This is a genomic window from Moorena sp. SIO3I6, from assembly GCF_010672095.1.
On record NZ_JAAHHU010000135.1, the window covers coordinates 1 to 14,387 of the forward strand.

Genomic DNA, 14,387 nt, shown 5'->3' on the forward strand with positions numbered 1-14,387 from the left:
GAGATCAATCATCCTTTTCCAACAATGATGAGTTTGAAGCCATCAGGGACTCAATCCCAGATGGCGATAAACAGGGATTCATTACTCAAACCTTTGATGCAGTTGGTGGCTGGATGGATAATCTAGTTTCCTCCGTTGGATTAAGCCGTGATTCACTGTCCGACAGTCTCGGGGGTTTTGTAGAAATTGCCGATGACAAGTTAGACTATGTGGCGGCATTTCTAGACGCTAGCACTAACTACTATGAGCATACTGGTATTCAAACCGTTGCGCGTCATTTAATTCTTCGTGCTGCTGAAGAAATTGACTAGCCTAGAGTGAACTACTATAGCGTTTTTCATAGTGATGAAAAACGCTATAATACACTAATAAAATTTTGCTCTCATCGAGTTAAGTACTAACCTTGACAATGCTGCAATACAAAGTTGATAAGCTGACTGAATCCCCTAACTTTGTATTAGTTGCTGCTGGATTAATAATGGCTTTAGCGGTAACAGGCTGTGAGCAATGGGATTCATCTGGCAGGATAAGTAGACCAACACCAGACAATTTTCCTACTCGTACCTTACCGAGAGCGAACCCTAGGCAGTCGCCGCCAGCGATTAAGCAAGTTTTGTACGTGGATTCTCAACAGGGTACGGACACGGAAAACGCTGGTCTAACCACTGCTAATCCCTTCAAAACTATTACCTATGCCTTAAAGCAAGCTCGTCCCTTAGCTACTATCCAGCTAGCGCCAGGTCAGTACACCGTTGAACAGGGAGAAACCTTTCCCCTTAAACTCAAACCTGGCATGATTCTCCAGGGAAACAAGTCCGCTAGAGGTGAAGGAGTAGTGATAATTGGTGGCGGTCTTTACCTCAGTCGCACGTGGGCAGGTCAGAATGTGACGATATTGGCAGCTCAAGATACTCAGATTCTGGGACTAACTATTACTAATCCTAATACCAGAGGGAGTGGTGTGTGGGTAGAATCCACCAATCCCATCATTCGTAACAATACCTTTATCAATAGCGATCGCGAAGGAGTGTTTGTTAGTGGTAAAGGAAATCCTCTGATTGAAAATAACCGTTTTGCCAATAACCAAGGAAACGGTATCTCTGTAACTCGGGAAGCAACAGGAGAAATCCGGGGTAATATTATTGAGCAAACCGGTCATGGTTTGGCGATAGGGGGCAACAGTTCACCCTTGGTAGTAAATAATCAGATTCGTGACAACATTGACGGGGTAGTGATTGAAGGGTCTGCACGTCCTGTGCTGCGCGAGAACCAAATTATCAACAATAGTAGGGATGGCTTGGTAGCGATTAGCCAATCTCAGCCAGATTTAGGCACTGCTAGTACTCCTGGAAATAACCTTTTTGAAGGCAATGAACGTTATGACATTTATAATGTTACTGGCAAAAAGCTATTAGTAATTGGTAATCAGCTCAAGGGGGATGGGGTTGCTGCACTGCTAGAAGCTCAACCAAGTTCTCCTGAATTTCCTGAAGACTTTGACGTTAATTAGTATTGCTCAGTATGCTACCTAAGCAAAGCTGATAGCTTACAGATTTTTTTCATGATTCCTTCACAATTGACATTTAAAATTGTGTATGTTTTCGTGAGAGAAGTTTATAATTAAAACAACTGAAAATGGGTCAATCAATTATTGAATTAGTTGACGAACTTCCAACGGATAATATAACCGTAACAGTACTGAATGTCCTGGATTTTGTTGTTCCGGGGGAATGGGAAAATCTCGTCGGTTTTCACAATACAATTAGCGCAGTTACAGGGGAAACAGATCAAGATGTGATTGAGTCAATTAGTGCCCGCGCCCTTGAGCTGTACGAAGACCCTGATCAGGGATACCAAACAGCTATCTGGATTTACCAAACTCTTGACAATACTGACACAGCGATCGCAGCAGCAGCTTTAGCTGACAAAGTCGGGGATACTTTGAGTTGGATCCCATTCTTAGACAAACTGACTCCCAAAGCTGACACCGTTCAATCTTTTGATTTGAGTATAAAACTGGTCGGAGAACTGATCGCTCATAGCAAGATTCACGGCCTTGGCTTTAATCCCGTGGATTTTGCTGCTTCTGTGACAGAAAACTATCATAACGAAGCTCTGATGCGAATGGTAGCCTTAGTTTGCATCGATGGTCTAATTCCTCTGGGTGCTGACTTCATCTCTAAAGTCCGAAATAGCCTGGATGAAGGAGGGGAGTCCGCTCTAGAAGATAATCGAGCCTTTGAAGTCCTCCGTGACTCAATTCCTGAATCCGATAAACAGGGATTTATCAGTAACACGTTTGACGCAGTTGGTGACTGGATGAATAATTTAATTTCCTCTACTGGGTTAAGCCCTGAGTCACTGTTTGAGCGTCTGGGTGGCTTCATAGAAGTTGCTGATGACAAGTTAGACTATGTAGCGGCATTTCTAGACGCTAGCACTAATTGTTATGAGCATACTGGGATTCAAACTGTTGCTCGTCATCTGATTCAGCGGGCAGCTCAAGATATTTGAGATTAAGTCTGGTTAATCACTTATCAAATAGTCCCTAAATTTTGGGTAAGCAGTCAGCTATCAGCTATCAGCTATCAGCTATCAGCTATCAGCTATCAGCTATCAGCTAATGGCCTACAGATGGTGCTACAGATGGTGCTACAGATGGTGCTATCAGCTATCAGCTGACGGCTGCATGCTTACTACCGAGACTTTGAATTCGATAAAATCTCGAACTATTAAGTGCGACCCGTGGCAAATTTAATTCTTAATGGGTCAAGCGCACCTTTAAATTCTCCCAAATGAGGTTTATTTTAAGCTGACCGCTGACTGCTGACCGCTTACAATTTTGGTAATTGGGATGAGGTAATGGGGTATCATTAATCTGATTACTATTCCCCATTGCCCCAGTACCCATTATCCATGAAATATAGCGCTACGCCCAAGTCAGAAGTCAGAAGTCAGAAGTCAGAAGTCAGAAGTCAGAAGTCAGAAGTCAGAAGTCAGCTATGACTGAGTTTCGGAGTTTAGGAATGTCAAACATCTGAATGGGTAGTGCTATATAAAGATTATTTTTGAATTTATTTGTGCCTATTTATTTTTGTTTGTGGCGTCTATGGTTTCTTTTACGGGTTAAATTCAAACGTTTAATCATTCTATCGACTGTGGAACGACCAATTAAAACTCCCGTTTCTTCGGCTAACCAAATCCGGAGTTCATCTAAGGTAGCATCATTGTTTTTGATGACAAGATCTCGGAGAATAGCTAATTGCTCTGGGGTAAGTTTTATCGGAGTTTGTTTAGTTCGAACTTTGGGAGCAATATTTCCGGTTTCTCGATACTGTTTGAGTAATTTTTGAACAAAGCTTAAGGCAACATTAAACTGTTGAGCAAGCTTACGTTGAGAGATATTGCCTTGATTATAAGCATCAATAATTTTTTGTCTAAGATCAACAGAGTAGGCTTTCATGGTTCTTGAGCAGAATTATCTGAGGTATCCTCATTGTACCTGACTAGCTTGGTAAAATCTAGATCCGATTGGCTTAACATTCGAGGCTGGTAAGCATTCAGCCGTCAGCTGTCAGCTGTCAGCCTTTGAATCAGCGATGCAGCAAGGGAACAGGGGAGGTCACGTCACCTGAACTTGCTAATGGTGCTTGAGATGACCGTGAGCCAGTGCCGACCTGTGGGGGTTCCCCCCATGAGCAACTGGCGTGGTTTCCACGGGGCAAACAGCGGTGCGGACGCAGGTGACCCACACAGACCCAAAACCACTCGCTATTGGATCAAGACAACAGGTAAGCATTCGAATAATGCTGAGTTACGGAATGCTGACGGCTGAATGCTGACGGCTGAATGCTGACGTTGTCAAGTAATGTAAAAGTAGTTAGATGGACAAAGAGCAGACACTAGCAGCTGGGTGATTCAAAGCACGTTTATGATGCAATATCGAAGATTTGGGCGTACAGAGTTACAGATGCCAGTCTTTTCCTGTGGTGGTATGCGATACCAGTTCAAGTGGCAGGATGTTCCCAAGGAGCAAATTCCCCGAGATCATCAACAGAATGTCGAAGCAACAATCCGTCGTTCTTTAGAAGTTGGCATTCATCACATAGAAACTGCTCGTGGCTATGGTACTTCTGAGATGCAATTAGGAGAGATTTTGCCCAAATTTACCCGAGAACAACTGATTGTTCAGACTAAAGTTACTCCTAAGCCTGACCCCAAAGAGTTTCGTCGTAAGTTTAATCAATCCCTCGGTTTCCTACAACTTGACTATGTTGACCTACTGGGAATCCATGGGATTAATACCCCTGAGTTGCTAGATGATACTATCCGTCCCGGTGGTTATTTAGATGTGGCGCGACAGCTTCAAGCAGAGGGTAAGGTACGGTTTATTGGCTTCTCCACCCATGGTCCTACAGATGTAATTGTTAACACCATTGAAACCGACCAGTTTGACTACGTTAACCTGCACTGGTATTACATTAATCAGTTAAATTGGCCTGCTATTGAAGCCGCTACTCGTCACGATATGGGGGTGTTCATCATTAGCCCTTCCGATAAAGGGGGTATGCTCTATAAACCACCACAACGGTTAGTGGAACTTTGTGCTCCCCTTAGCCCAATGGTGTTTAATGATTTGTTTTGTTTGAGCCATCCCCAGGTCCATACCTTGAGTCTAGGCGCATCTCGACCATCAGATTTTGATGAACACCTCAAAGCTGTAGAACTTCTGGAGCACTCAGAGGAAATATTACCACCGATTTTAGAGCGTTTGGAGTCAGAAGCGATCGCAAAATTGGGAGAAGACTGGTTCCGAAGTTGGCACATTGGTTTACCCACCCATTCAGAAACCCCAGGTGGTATAAATATTCCAGTGATTTTGTGGTTGAGGAATTTAGCGATCGCGTACGATCTGGTTGAGTATGCAAAAATGCGCTACAACCTTTTAACTAATGCGGGTCACTGGTTTCCTGGGGCCCAAGCCAATCAGGTCAGAGAATTAGACCTGACGGAATGTTTGCGTAAAAGTCCTCATGCTGATCTAATACCAGCTTTTCTGGAAGATGCCCATAACTTATTAGGGGGTAAACCAGTCAAACGCCTATCCCAACAATAATGAATGGCTCTAAAACGACCCTAATTTTTTTGTGTAGATTTTTTAAGAACTTTCGGAATCTCTGTAATAACTCGTGAAGCCACCTCTGGTGCAGTCTGCCCAGATTGTTGACAGATGTGAAGGTCAGCTAATTCATAAAGACTCCGTCTTTGGTCAAGAATTTTCTGCAATTCTAAAGCAGGATCAGGTTTCTGTAATAAGGGGCGAGTGGTATCCTCTTGCAAGCGTTCGATTAACATTGCCACAGGCACATCCAACCAGACCACCAGACCATAATGCAGATAACTCCAATTCTGGGGTTTAATTACAATACCGCCTCCTGTAGCAACAATCAATTGCTGATAAGCCGATAGTTCCGAGAGTACCTGAGTCTCCAGCTGTCGAAAGACTTCTTCACCGTCGTCAGCAAATATCTGGTTAATCGTTTTACCTGCAATTTGCTCAATCAGGGCATCTGTATCACAAAAACCATAGCCTAGCTCACTAGCTAGTAAACCTCCAACAGTAGTTTTGCCAGCGCCCATCATGCCAATCAGAAAAACATTGATGCCCTTCAACAAGTCATTCACGCATGCCCTCTCCAGTTTAATCAGTGATTACCCTTAGTTCACTTAATAAACCGTACCACTATAGGGTTCCCACTGGGAGACAGCCTTTCACATTTATGTTATTATCCACAATAGCTTCATCTAAACTTCATCCCAAAAAAATCGATGTACCGTGGTTTTGGGGAGCCAGTGAGGCCAAAGGGGGTAACCACTGGGCCTGACTTTGGTGCTTCGGTAAGCCTTAGCACACAGCCTCTCCCTATGAGCAACTGCCGTGGTTTTGCTCATCTGCGACTGCATCAAGACAACGGGAACGTGGAAACCGTCATAATTCATGTGGCTATGTGGCGGAGGAAGCAAGACAAGGCGGTTAAAACCGCCATCATTATAAAAATAGCCAGAAACTTAGGCTTAGACCTAAGCCGACTGGGTAAGCGGTGTTTGACCACCGTAAGACTGGTCAGGCTCTGGACTGAATAAAAGTCCAAGCTTGGCACGAGGGTAAAATAATCCTCAATTTTTTAGACCAGGGAGACTCAAATATGTATAAAGCATAGTTTCTAATCCCTGGCGCTCAACTACCTGATGAAGCAGCTGATTTCGGTGTTTCACAAAACTATCAACTAGTGGAACCGATCTACTGGTTTTCACTAGTGGTCACTCCATCTATAGTAGGGGTAACAAAGTAAATGTTGCTAATTCGTGACATTGTCAAACAAGCTCTCACCACCGGTTATCTTACCATAGAAGCCGAGGATAAATTACGCAGGATGCTTCATCAAAAACATAAAAAGTACGATTTGGCGGATCTGGATGCCTTTATGGTCTTACAAGAAGCCGCTATGACTGGTCGCGTGAGACAGCAATCTCGCGAACAAATGAACAATTAGCTTCATCCGCTCTTATGGCTCACAACGAACATGCGCAGCATAAGTGTCAGATGAATTGCGGACAGGGTTTATAATAGTTTATAATAGTAGGGAAAATAAATTAAGAGCTAACCGCCACCTACGTGCTTAAAAATAGAACTTATTGTATTGTTCCGGCGGGTCGGGGCATCCTGTGTCGTTAATAAAGTAACCCGTGTATCCGTTCGCAATAGCTGGAGTTGCTAAGAAGCACACACTGAACCGTACTTGTCAGTGTGGGAGTATGTTACCCAAATGGATAATTATTGAGTAACTATCTAACAGTGACAGCCAAGAAGTGACCTTTCACTGCCTTGGCTGCTATTGTTATGCTAGTCTTGAACTTCCCCATCCGTCGCCGGAATGGGGATTCTTAGGCACAACCTAATTGGCTGTTATCGACCTGGGCGTAACTTTCCCCCGCACGGTCGGTAGCTGGTAGGGTCAATACCCAGTTTTTTTTTGAGACCCTTATTTCTTATATTAACACCACACTGGGAAAATTAATCCCCGACCTAAGAGGACGGGGTATTCAATTCCGTCTCAAACTCTCTCCAACGAGCAAGAAAATCAACCGTCAGTAAGGTTATTCAAAGTCTTCATCATCCTCAAACCCCCAGTCCTCTTCATCCTCTTCAGGCTGCTTAGCTACTTTCTTGTAAGGTGGATTAATTACTCGATACTTGGCATCGTAAACTGTTTCGGATTTACCAACACCTGAATTACCAGGTTTGCGATAACTATAGGAATAAACAGAGCCACTTTGATCACTACTTTCGGGTTCTTCGCTCAGGTCATAGCTAGTGGGATCCCCTTTAGTGGTGTGTGAGGTCGAATCTTGCTTAACCCCTTGGCGACCTGATGAAACTCGATCTGAATTCTGATCTTCCTCAAACTCCCACTCTTGACTACTACTTTCTTCCCAATCCGAGCTTGTATCATCTTTTGACGTTTGTTTCGAGGCTGGACGCTCACGAGTTTTCTCCTGCCTCGTCTGGGTTTGATAACTTTCACGACGGCTATATTCAGAAAATAATGGCTCGTCGTCTGGTGGTTCAGAATTTCGACGAGAGTAACGCCAAGCCAGGTAATTGGGGAGTCGTAGGCTGATGCTAGTTAGAACTCCAGCTCCAATGGCACCAACAATCCACAAGGCTAGAGGTAGAGGTGGTGTCTTCATGCCGAGAAAGACTAACGGTAGCACTGGCAACCAATTATCAACAACAAACAGTGCCAATCCACCTATTACCAAACATAAGAATATAATAATCCTAAACATAAACCAAGGGATTGAAGGTTATAGGTTAAAGGTTGAGGGGTGATGAAGATTTATCAGCATATGTCCGGCTCAAGGCAGAAAACTCTGACGATTTAGCCTCCTACTACTCGGTCTTTTAACTCTGCCCTATTTTCCCCCATCTTTCCGATATCTTTATTTCCTACCTATCATAGTAGGGAATCATTACTTCTCCCCTGCCACCGTTTTAGGGGAATGCAGTCAATGTCTAACTGGTCTAAAGCACGAGCTACCACAAAATCCACCAAATCTTCGATGGTTTGAGGGTTATGGTACCAAGCGGGAATAGCTGGAACTATTCTAACTCCTGTTTCTGCTAATCTGGTCAGGTTACGCAGATGGATTAAACTAAAGGGTGTTTCCCGAGGTACGATTACTAGCTGACGCCCTTCTTTAATTTGAACATCTGCTGAACGCTCCAGCAGGTCAGTACTGAAGCCCGCAGCCATTTTCGCTACGGTATTCATACTACAGGGCATGATCACCATTCCTAAAGTACGGAAAGAACCACTAGCAATGCTGGCTCCCACATCCCCCCACCGATGACAAATGAGTTTGCCTCCCTGATCGACTGCCGCTTGCTGACGCCAGAATTGTTCTTGTAGATCGGGTTCTAGAGGCATGCGAATATTTTGCTCTGCCTGCCAAACCATATAGGTAGATTTCGATGCCACCAGCTCAATAGCATAGTCAGCCTCTAGTAAATACTTTAAAGCCCGTACAGCATAGATTAGCCCAGATGCACCGGTGACACCAAGAATTAAAGGAATTGTCATTAGTCAGTAGTCAAATCATGTCCGGTTTAATACTTATCATTGAATGGTGTTCGTCATTTGTTTATTAATTTTTAATTTAAAATTGTTAATTAACAAAAGGGAATTAACCCTATTATCATCAATACTATTATAAGTGATTAACTGGACTTAATATGATTTCATTGGTAGTGATTGGTTAGTGGTTAGTGGTTAGTTAACCTTCTAGTAACCTACTAACCAATCACTAATAATTTACTCCTCTAAATCTTCGTTACTAGCAAAACTACCGCCACTTACGGTGACCAGGTCAATTTGTTGACGGTAATAATCCACACTCTTGACTTGGACTTCGACGCGATCGCCTAAGCGATAGGCAGTGCGATTTTTGCGACCCACTAGGCAGGCGTGACGGGAGCGATACTCGTACCAGTCATCCTTGAGAGAGCTAACGTGAACTAATCCTTCTACTAACAAGTCTTCAATTTCGACAAAAAAGCCGTAGGATTGAACCCCAGTAATTAGACCGCTGAAGATATCTCCTGTACGCTCTTTCATTTGTTCAGCTTTCTTTAACCCCTGTAAATCCATCTCTGCATCCATGGTGATCTTTTCACGGTCATTGAGATGGGGAATTAATGTAGTTAACTGATTTTCTAACTCTTGGTGAATTTCTGGTGGTAAAACATTCCAGTTTATATTACCTTGACAGCTGCTATGATTGAGATTTACGCGGTCTTTGGAACGGGTAGAACGACGGTCTCTTCCTTTTTCAAATACCAAATGCAGTAACTGTTGTACCCATAAATCTCCATAGCGCCTCAGTGGTGATACTCCGTGAGTATACCCAGTATCCAATGCTAGACCAAAGTGGGATCCTGGTTTTGAACTATAACCTGTTGGTTTTAAGGTTGATAACAACAAATAGATCAATACTTTAGGTGCTATGGATTTGGAAAATAGCTGGGTAAAGCCCTGATAGTCTTGAGAGGTAATGGTTTCTTCTTTCTCAAGCTGCATATCTAGCTCTAGATTCATGCCCAACCTAATCAAATCCTGAAGCCCATCCCAATCCGGTAGCCCCTGGACACAGTAAATCCCTGGCAAACCTAGGGCTTGGATATGGGTAGCTATTGCTTGATTGGCTAAGATCACTAATTCCTTCAACAACGACTGCATTGGTACTGTTGAAGAAACCTCCAGAGCCCCCACTCTTCCTTCATCTTTATAGGGGTATGGAATCTGGGACAAATTTAGGTCAAAGGCACCCCGCTGCTTTCGTTGCGCCCTGACTGCTGGACTCAAGGTAAAAAACAGTTCCTTGAGTATGTCCACCACAGGTGCCAATTCTGAGTCAGCTTCCTCATGTCCCCCCAGAAGGGACTGAGCCTGCTCATAAGTGAGCTGGTAGTGTACCTGGATTATGGACGGTTGAATCTCATATTCTACTACCTTACCAGCTTCGTCTAGAGTGAGTAGTACCGACATGGTTAAGCGGTCTTGACCTGGTACTAGGGAACAAAGCTGGGCAACGGCTTCCGGTAGTAAAGGCAATATCAGATCGGACAGATAAACTGCTGTACCCCTTTTTCTGGCTTCATCAGCCAAGGGAGAGTCAGGGACAAAGTAAGCCACATCAGCAATATGTATCCCCAGTTGCCACTGATTTGCTTCGGTTTTTTCTAGAGTAAAGGCGTTTTCTACAATTACCTTCTCTGAGTTAGCTAGCTTATCTTCAATGGTAATGGTCAGAACTTTTCGCAAATCTAGGCGCTGGGTATAGTCTGATTTTTTCAGCTTTTTCGGTAAGTTATCAGCGGCTAGAAGTACCTCATCAGGGAAGTTAGAGCGTAAATCGTGCTTGCAACAGACAATGTCGGTGTCAGCCGCATCTTCTGCATCACTTCCTAAAATACGGGCAACTTTTCCCAGGGGAGGGTTTTGTCCGAGGGGGTAGCGTAGCACTTCTACATGAACCAGATGATCCACTGCTTTGTCTAAGGTTTCCTCATCCGGTTCAAGATCTAGTTCAAACAAGAGTCGGTCATCAAGGGGAAAGGCTCGGTAACCATTACCAATTTCCTTGACTCGCGCTAGCACTGAAGGATTTACCCGTTCGAGAATTAACCGCACTTCTCCTTCAGGAGAGCGGCGTCGGCTACCTTCTTTGGTAACTTTGACTAGGACGCGATCGCCATTCCAGGCAGTACTCAGATTGCTCTCCCGAATGTAAATATCATCGGCTCCCTCGACTTCTTGGATGGCGAAACAAAAGCCTTTACTGGAACAGCGCAGCTTGGCTTCCACCACATCTTCTTCATAAACACGCCGATACCTGCCGCGATCTTTGACCAGAATTCCTAATTTTTCCAGTGCATCCAGGGCAATCTGGAGTTTTTTGAGACCGTCTTTGTCTTGGCAACCAAGTTTTTTTTCTAAGACTTTGGGTGCCACTAGTTTATCATCGGTAAAATTAGAAAGTAATGTAGCGATTGAAAATTCCATCCAACAATCCTTTTCGTCTGATCGTGGTTTTTGCTTGTTGCCCTTAAGACTATGCGATCGCTAGGGTAGGACAGTCCCTGATGCGATCGGGTCATCGGCTGAACATTGAAAGGCAAGCCAGGTGTACACTTCCCCAACAGCAGAGAATAGTGCATCAGTATTCCCGGGTAGCTGAACTTGTTCCACCCCTTGTGTTTCTTTCCCAGGAAAGGGTATCCACTGATGGTTTGCCTAAACTGGTTAACCGACTCTGTTGTTTTTGTTCCGAAGCAAGACTAAGGTCAGGGTAACTTTTTAGGATAATGACTCACCTAACAAAGCTTGCGGGATTTTTGAGTCAGAGCTTGGTCAATAGCCAGTGATTCAAACGCCATGGCACCTTCTTTGAGTTACGGTTTGAGGCCCCCAGGACGATTGTTTCGTTGGCGAAGTTGTCATCAAACGGGTACTAATCAGGCAGTTATGTATAAGAAGCAACCGATTCCAAGAGCAAGAGTGAGAATGTCCAATGCCACCCAGTTTCTTTGGTTAGAACTCTTATGTTCAGACACTGCAATACTCGGAACCATTAAGCTTGCTGGTAACTTAGTCCCCTTGCTTTGCCGATGCTTTAGCCCCTGGGGCAAAAGAGAAGCTTAGCTTAGTCTGGTCAGCCTTGGAACTGTGTCCAAATTCCCCAGTTATATCTACTAGTCTACCTATTGGGCAACCGATTGGTCACGCTTACGCCCTAAATTCAGATTTGCTGAATCGTCATACTGACTTGCGTAGGCTAAAAGGCAACGGACTACATCAGGAGATAACAGCTCTTGTGGAACATAGTAGGTGTGGGCAACGAGGGGAACTTGGAGGTACCCGCCCTCTGATTTCCTGTTCCTAGAGCGCCTGGGAAAAAGAAACTTTGGTTTTGCTTGGCTGTGCTGCTCAACTGGATCAGGAACACCACTGAAATTCCTTTCTCCTACGTCTGTTGAAGACTTGAACTACAGAAGGATTTAGCGCCAGCTTACCAAAGATAGTTCTATTATATTATGTTTTATTGTACATCAACGGGAGTACGGAATCGGGAAGAAATGTTCCGGTGATCCGCAGATCAGCTGTTCCCTTTGCTACAGTTCTCGGGTCAAGCTATGCTATGATGTAATGCTTAGATTTGGGCAGGAAATGGTTTTATGTTTACTCAGTTCCGAGATCGTTATCCTCAAGGCAGCTTGATCAGCGATCTTTTAGCGATTGACCATGGTCAGTACATAGTACGTTGCTCCGTTAAAGTTGAGGATACCATTTTGGTCACTGGTCTAGCTGCTGCCCAAACCGTTGAATTAGCAGAAGATCAAGCCAGACTTAGAGCCTTAGCTGCTTTAGGCATGGATAGCACCAAAGGGATTGATCAAAACAAGGATAATCCCAGAGCAAAGCGTGAGGTAAATCTGCCGCTGCAACCATTGCCTCGCTATGATGTTGGCTCGACCTCAGCAAGTCAGGAACAGACTCAACCCAATCATCATTTTACTCAAGCTACTCGAACCGGTGACACCAGTAGTTACTCTTTCTCAGAGTCAAGAGCTAGAGAGGTTAGGGAAACCGCTGCCAATATCCCATCAGTAGAACCAGCAAGGAACTTTAGCAATGATTCCTTCTCAAGGGAAGTAGAAACCTCTGTGCCAGCTGACATCCCTAAGAAGAGGGAGCCAATTAGCTACCAGACCTCACAACCTGATCCTCCAGTCCAGTCATATTCTCAACATACCATGGAGACTAACACCAGTGACATGGGATCATCGAGTCTTCCGATTATTGACCATTCTGAAATCATTACTAAAACCAATGTAGAAATGAAGCGTCTGGGTTGGACAACTCAACAGGGGAAAGACTATCTTCTACAAACTTACGGTAAGCGATCGCGTCAGCTGCTCAGTGACGATGAGTTAATGTCTTTTCTGAGGTATCTAGAATCCCAACCAATACCTTCAGATTCGTAAGCTATTAGCTATAGGAAAGGGAATCGGGAATCGGGAATCGGGAATCGGAACCCACCCCTAACCCCTCCCAGGAGGGGTTAGGGAATCGGGAATCGGGAAAAAATCCTGTGTACCTGATAGTTATGAAAAACCCTGTAAGTAACATTAGATTAACAACAAAAGCGATGCTCAGCAAAGAGTATCGCTTTTTTTTATTAACCTGATATCGTCAGCTATCAGCATTCATCGTTCAGTTGAAATTTTTATAATTCAATTATCTGCAAATTGCTATAAATCTGGCATCTAAAATTATAACCATAAATTTCATTACTTAACTAATCAAATACTATAGCAATTATATTTCCCATGAGGTACAAACTGAGCCCCCGTTGGTCCCCCTTAAAAAGGGGGACTTTGAGCTTGATAAGCGTACATAAATTCAATAAACGCTATCTTCATTTTATCTGTTCCCGATTCCCGATTCCCGATTCCCGATTCCCGATTCCCGATTCCCGATTCCCGATTCCCTATTTAATCCCTCTAATTATAACGTTCAAATCCATTGCAACTTCTCCATAAAACTTCCAAAAAAAAATTTTTAAAACCCTTGACAAAATAAAATATAATAATTATGATTATATTTATAACGTCGAGTTCAATATTTGAAACATGTCACCAGAATTTAACCCAAACCTCAAAAAATACCCTGTTGAGCACACTCTCAAAGGCTCTCGTAAAGCAGTAATCTATAGCATGCACACCCTTTATGTTTTTGGGTATGCAGAGATTTGCGAGTGGAGCCCTATGGAGCCGACGGAGGTGCCAGGGGAAGTGAAGACTACAATGATGAAGTATTGGCTGTTGCCATAACACTTTAAATTTCTGGGGGGGTTTTCCCCCCTAGCAAAGCCTCCTGGTCTTATAAAATAAGATCAGATCAGGTTTGGTTTGGGATCTGACTGACATGACAATTTCAATCCACTTATTGTGGCATTGAAAAAGCCGTAGACATAATGTCTACGGCTATTTTTTTTTCTTTTTAGACTTATTGCCTATTGCTAGCATGCCTATTGCTAGCATGCCTAGTCTTGCCTATTACCTAGGGGGTGTTTTCAAAGTTTTCCGCAAGATTATGATCCCCCCCAGCCCCCCTTAAAAAAGGGGGGAGCCATACTCAAAGTCCCCCTTTTTTAAGCTATCCATTAGGCAAAAGTAGTCGAAACGGTGATAGAGACTAGGATTTAGGCAAGGATTGGGAGAGGAGTGGTGAGAGCCATTATTAGACGAATAGGGGTTTCCA

Annotated in this window: 17 protein-coding genes and 1 pseudogene; 11 read left to right on the forward strand and 7 right to left on the reverse strand. The window is 43.8% G+C overall.

The features are described 5' to 3' along the window. From F6K49_RS27205 to F6K49_RS27215, 3 genes and pseudogenes are all read left to right on the forward strand, one after another. Positions 1-311, forward strand: a pseudogene (locus tag F6K49_RS27205) (hypothetical protein); the annotation flags it as partial. A 98-nt stretch (positions 312-409) separates the two neighbouring features. Next, the gene (locus F6K49_RS27210) at positions 410-1,510 is read left to right on the forward strand and encodes a DUF1565 domain-containing protein (protein WP_293101626.1); all 1,101 of its coding nucleotides are present in this window, start codon (positions 410-412) and stop codon (positions 1,508-1,510) included. A 125-nt stretch (positions 1,511-1,635) separates the two neighbouring features. Next, the gene (locus tag F6K49_RS27215) at positions 1,636-2,514 is read left to right on the forward strand and encodes a hypothetical protein (RefSeq protein ID WP_293101609.1); all 879 of its coding nucleotides are present in this window, start codon (positions 1,636-1,638) and stop codon (positions 2,512-2,514) included. Between the two features lie 574 nt (positions 2,515-3,088). Here F6K49_RS27215 and F6K49_RS27220 read toward each other — a convergent pair. Continuing rightward, positions 3,089-3,463, reverse strand: coding sequence for a transposase (locus tag F6K49_RS27220; protein ID WP_293044226.1), 375 nt, complete (start codon positions 3,461-3,463; stop codon positions 3,089-3,091). Positions 3,464-3,694: 231 nt separating this feature from the next. On the opposite strand from F6K49_RS27220, the gene F6K49_RS27225 reads away from it, so the two are divergent. Together F6K49_RS27225 and F6K49_RS27230 are read left to right on the forward strand one after the other, a co-directional pair. After that, positions 3,695-3,835: a hypothetical protein gene (locus F6K49_RS27225; protein WP_293101612.1), complete on the forward strand. Its 141-nt coding sequence runs from the start codon at positions 3,695-3,697 to the stop codon at positions 3,833-3,835. Between the two features lie 99 nt (positions 3,836-3,934). Continuing rightward, positions 3,935-5,116: an aldo/keto reductase gene (locus F6K49_RS27230; RefSeq protein WP_293101629.1), complete on the forward strand. Its 1,182-nt coding sequence runs from the start codon at positions 3,935-3,937 to the stop codon at positions 5,114-5,116. A gap of 20 nt (positions 5,117-5,136) precedes the next feature. Here the strand turns inward: F6K49_RS27230 and F6K49_RS27235 are convergent, their stop codons facing one another. After that, complete coding sequence (locus F6K49_RS27235; protein WP_293027075.1) at positions 5,137-5,685, reverse strand: shikimate kinase; 549 nt, start codon at positions 5,683-5,685, stop codon at positions 5,137-5,139. Positions 5,686-5,829: 144 nt separating this feature from the next. On the opposite strand from F6K49_RS27235, the gene F6K49_RS27240 reads away from it, so the two are divergent. After that, the gene (locus tag F6K49_RS27240) at positions 5,830-6,144 is read left to right on the forward strand and encodes a hypothetical protein (protein ID WP_293101615.1); all 315 of its coding nucleotides are present in this window, start codon (positions 5,830-5,832) and stop codon (positions 6,142-6,144) included. A gap of 209 nt (positions 6,145-6,353) precedes the next feature. Next, positions 6,354-6,554: a hypothetical protein gene (locus tag F6K49_RS27245; RefSeq protein ID WP_293027068.1), complete on the forward strand. Its 201-nt coding sequence runs from the start codon at positions 6,354-6,356 to the stop codon at positions 6,552-6,554. A 604-nt stretch (positions 6,555-7,158) separates the two neighbouring features. Here F6K49_RS27245 and F6K49_RS27250 read toward each other — a convergent pair. The 4 genes from F6K49_RS27250 to F6K49_RS27265 all read right to left on the reverse strand — a co-directional run bounded on the left by F6K49_RS27250 (position 7,159) and on the right by F6K49_RS27265 (position 11,312). Next, the gene (locus F6K49_RS27250; protein WP_293027065.1) at positions 7,159-7,809 is read right to left on the reverse strand and encodes a hypothetical protein; all 651 of its coding nucleotides are present in this window, start codon (positions 7,807-7,809) and stop codon (positions 7,159-7,161) included. Positions 7,810-8,018: 209 nt separating this feature from the next. Further along, positions 8,019-8,645 (reverse strand): flavin prenyltransferase UbiX, encoded by a 627-nt coding sequence (locus F6K49_RS27255; RefSeq protein WP_293027061.1) that lies wholly within the window; start codon positions 8,643-8,645, stop codon positions 8,019-8,021. 231 nt (positions 8,646-8,876) lie between these two features. Next, a complete protein-coding gene (locus tag F6K49_RS27260) occupies positions 8,877-11,126 on the reverse strand; it encodes a ribonuclease R family protein (protein WP_293027057.1) in 2,250 nt (749 codons plus the stop codon). Positions 11,127-11,186: 60 nt separating this feature from the next. After that, a complete protein-coding gene (locus F6K49_RS27265; RefSeq protein WP_293027053.1) occupies positions 11,187-11,312 on the reverse strand; it encodes a hypothetical protein in 126 nt (41 codons plus the stop codon). Between the two features lie 469 nt (positions 11,313-11,781). On the opposite strand from F6K49_RS27265, the gene F6K49_RS27270 reads away from it, so the two are divergent. Beyond that, positions 11,782-12,006: a hypothetical protein gene (locus tag F6K49_RS27270; RefSeq protein WP_293027050.1), complete on the forward strand. Its 225-nt coding sequence runs from the start codon at positions 11,782-11,784 to the stop codon at positions 12,004-12,006. Positions 12,007-12,298: 292 nt separating this feature from the next. After that, a complete protein-coding gene (locus tag F6K49_RS27275) occupies positions 12,299-13,108 on the forward strand; it encodes a hypothetical protein (RefSeq protein ID WP_293027047.1) in 810 nt (269 codons plus the stop codon). A 4-nt stretch (positions 13,109-13,112) separates the two neighbouring features. On the opposite strand, the gene F6K49_RS27280 is transcribed toward F6K49_RS27275, so the two are convergent. Continuing rightward, entirely contained in the window at positions 13,113-13,253 is a 141-nt protein-coding gene (locus F6K49_RS27280; protein WP_293101620.1) for a hypothetical protein, read from the reverse strand. Positions 13,254-13,507: 254 nt separating this feature from the next. Here F6K49_RS27280 and F6K49_RS27285 point away from each other — a divergent pair, with 254 nt between their 5' ends. Beyond that, positions 13,508-13,666: a hypothetical protein gene (locus F6K49_RS27285; protein WP_293101623.1), complete on the forward strand. Its 159-nt coding sequence runs from the start codon at positions 13,508-13,510 to the stop codon at positions 13,664-13,666. A gap of 90 nt (positions 13,667-13,756) precedes the next feature. Then, positions 13,757-13,957 (forward strand): hypothetical protein, encoded by a 201-nt coding sequence (locus tag F6K49_RS27290; protein ID WP_293019763.1) that lies wholly within the window; start codon positions 13,757-13,759, stop codon positions 13,955-13,957. The last annotated feature ends 430 nt before the right edge of the window (positions 13,958-14,387 follow it).

Coding starts and splice junctions, on each gene's coding strand:
- F6K49_RS27210 (WP_293101626.1), top strand. CDS start 410: ATGCTGCAATACAAAGTTGATAAGCTGACTGAATCCCCTAACTTTGTA.
- F6K49_RS27215 (WP_293101609.1), top strand. CDS start 1,636: ATGGGTCAATCAATTATTGAATTAGTTGACGAACTTCCAACGGATAAT.
- F6K49_RS27220 (WP_293044226.1), bottom strand. CDS start 3,463: ATGAAAGCCTACTCTGTTGATCTTAGACAAAAAATTATTGATGCTTAT.
- F6K49_RS27225 (WP_293101612.1), top strand. CDS start 3,695: ATGAGCAACTGGCGTGGTTTCCACGGGGCAAACAGCGGTGCGGACGCA.
- F6K49_RS27230 (WP_293101629.1), top strand. CDS start 3,935: ATGCAATATCGAAGATTTGGGCGTACAGAGTTACAGATGCCAGTCTTT.
- F6K49_RS27240 (WP_293101615.1), top strand. CDS start 5,830: ATGTACCGTGGTTTTGGGGAGCCAGTGAGGCCAAAGGGGGTAACCACT.
- F6K49_RS27245 (WP_293027068.1), top strand. CDS start 6,354: ATGTTGCTAATTCGTGACATTGTCAAACAAGCTCTCACCACCGGTTAT.
- F6K49_RS27255 (WP_293027061.1), bottom strand. CDS start 8,645: ATGACAATTCCTTTAATTCTTGGTGTCACCGGTGCATCTGGGCTAATC.
- F6K49_RS27260 (WP_293027057.1), bottom strand. CDS start 11,126: ATGGAATTTTCAATCGCTACATTACTTTCTAATTTTACCGATGATAAA.
- F6K49_RS27275 (WP_293027047.1), top strand. CDS start 12,299: ATGTTTACTCAGTTCCGAGATCGTTATCCTCAAGGCAGCTTGATCAGC.
- F6K49_RS27280 (WP_293101620.1), bottom strand. CDS start 13,253: ATGTTACTTACAGGGTTTTTCATAACTATCAGGTACACAGGATTTTTT.
- F6K49_RS27290 (WP_293019763.1), top strand. CDS start 13,757: ATGTCACCAGAATTTAACCCAAACCTCAAAAAATACCCTGTTGAGCAC.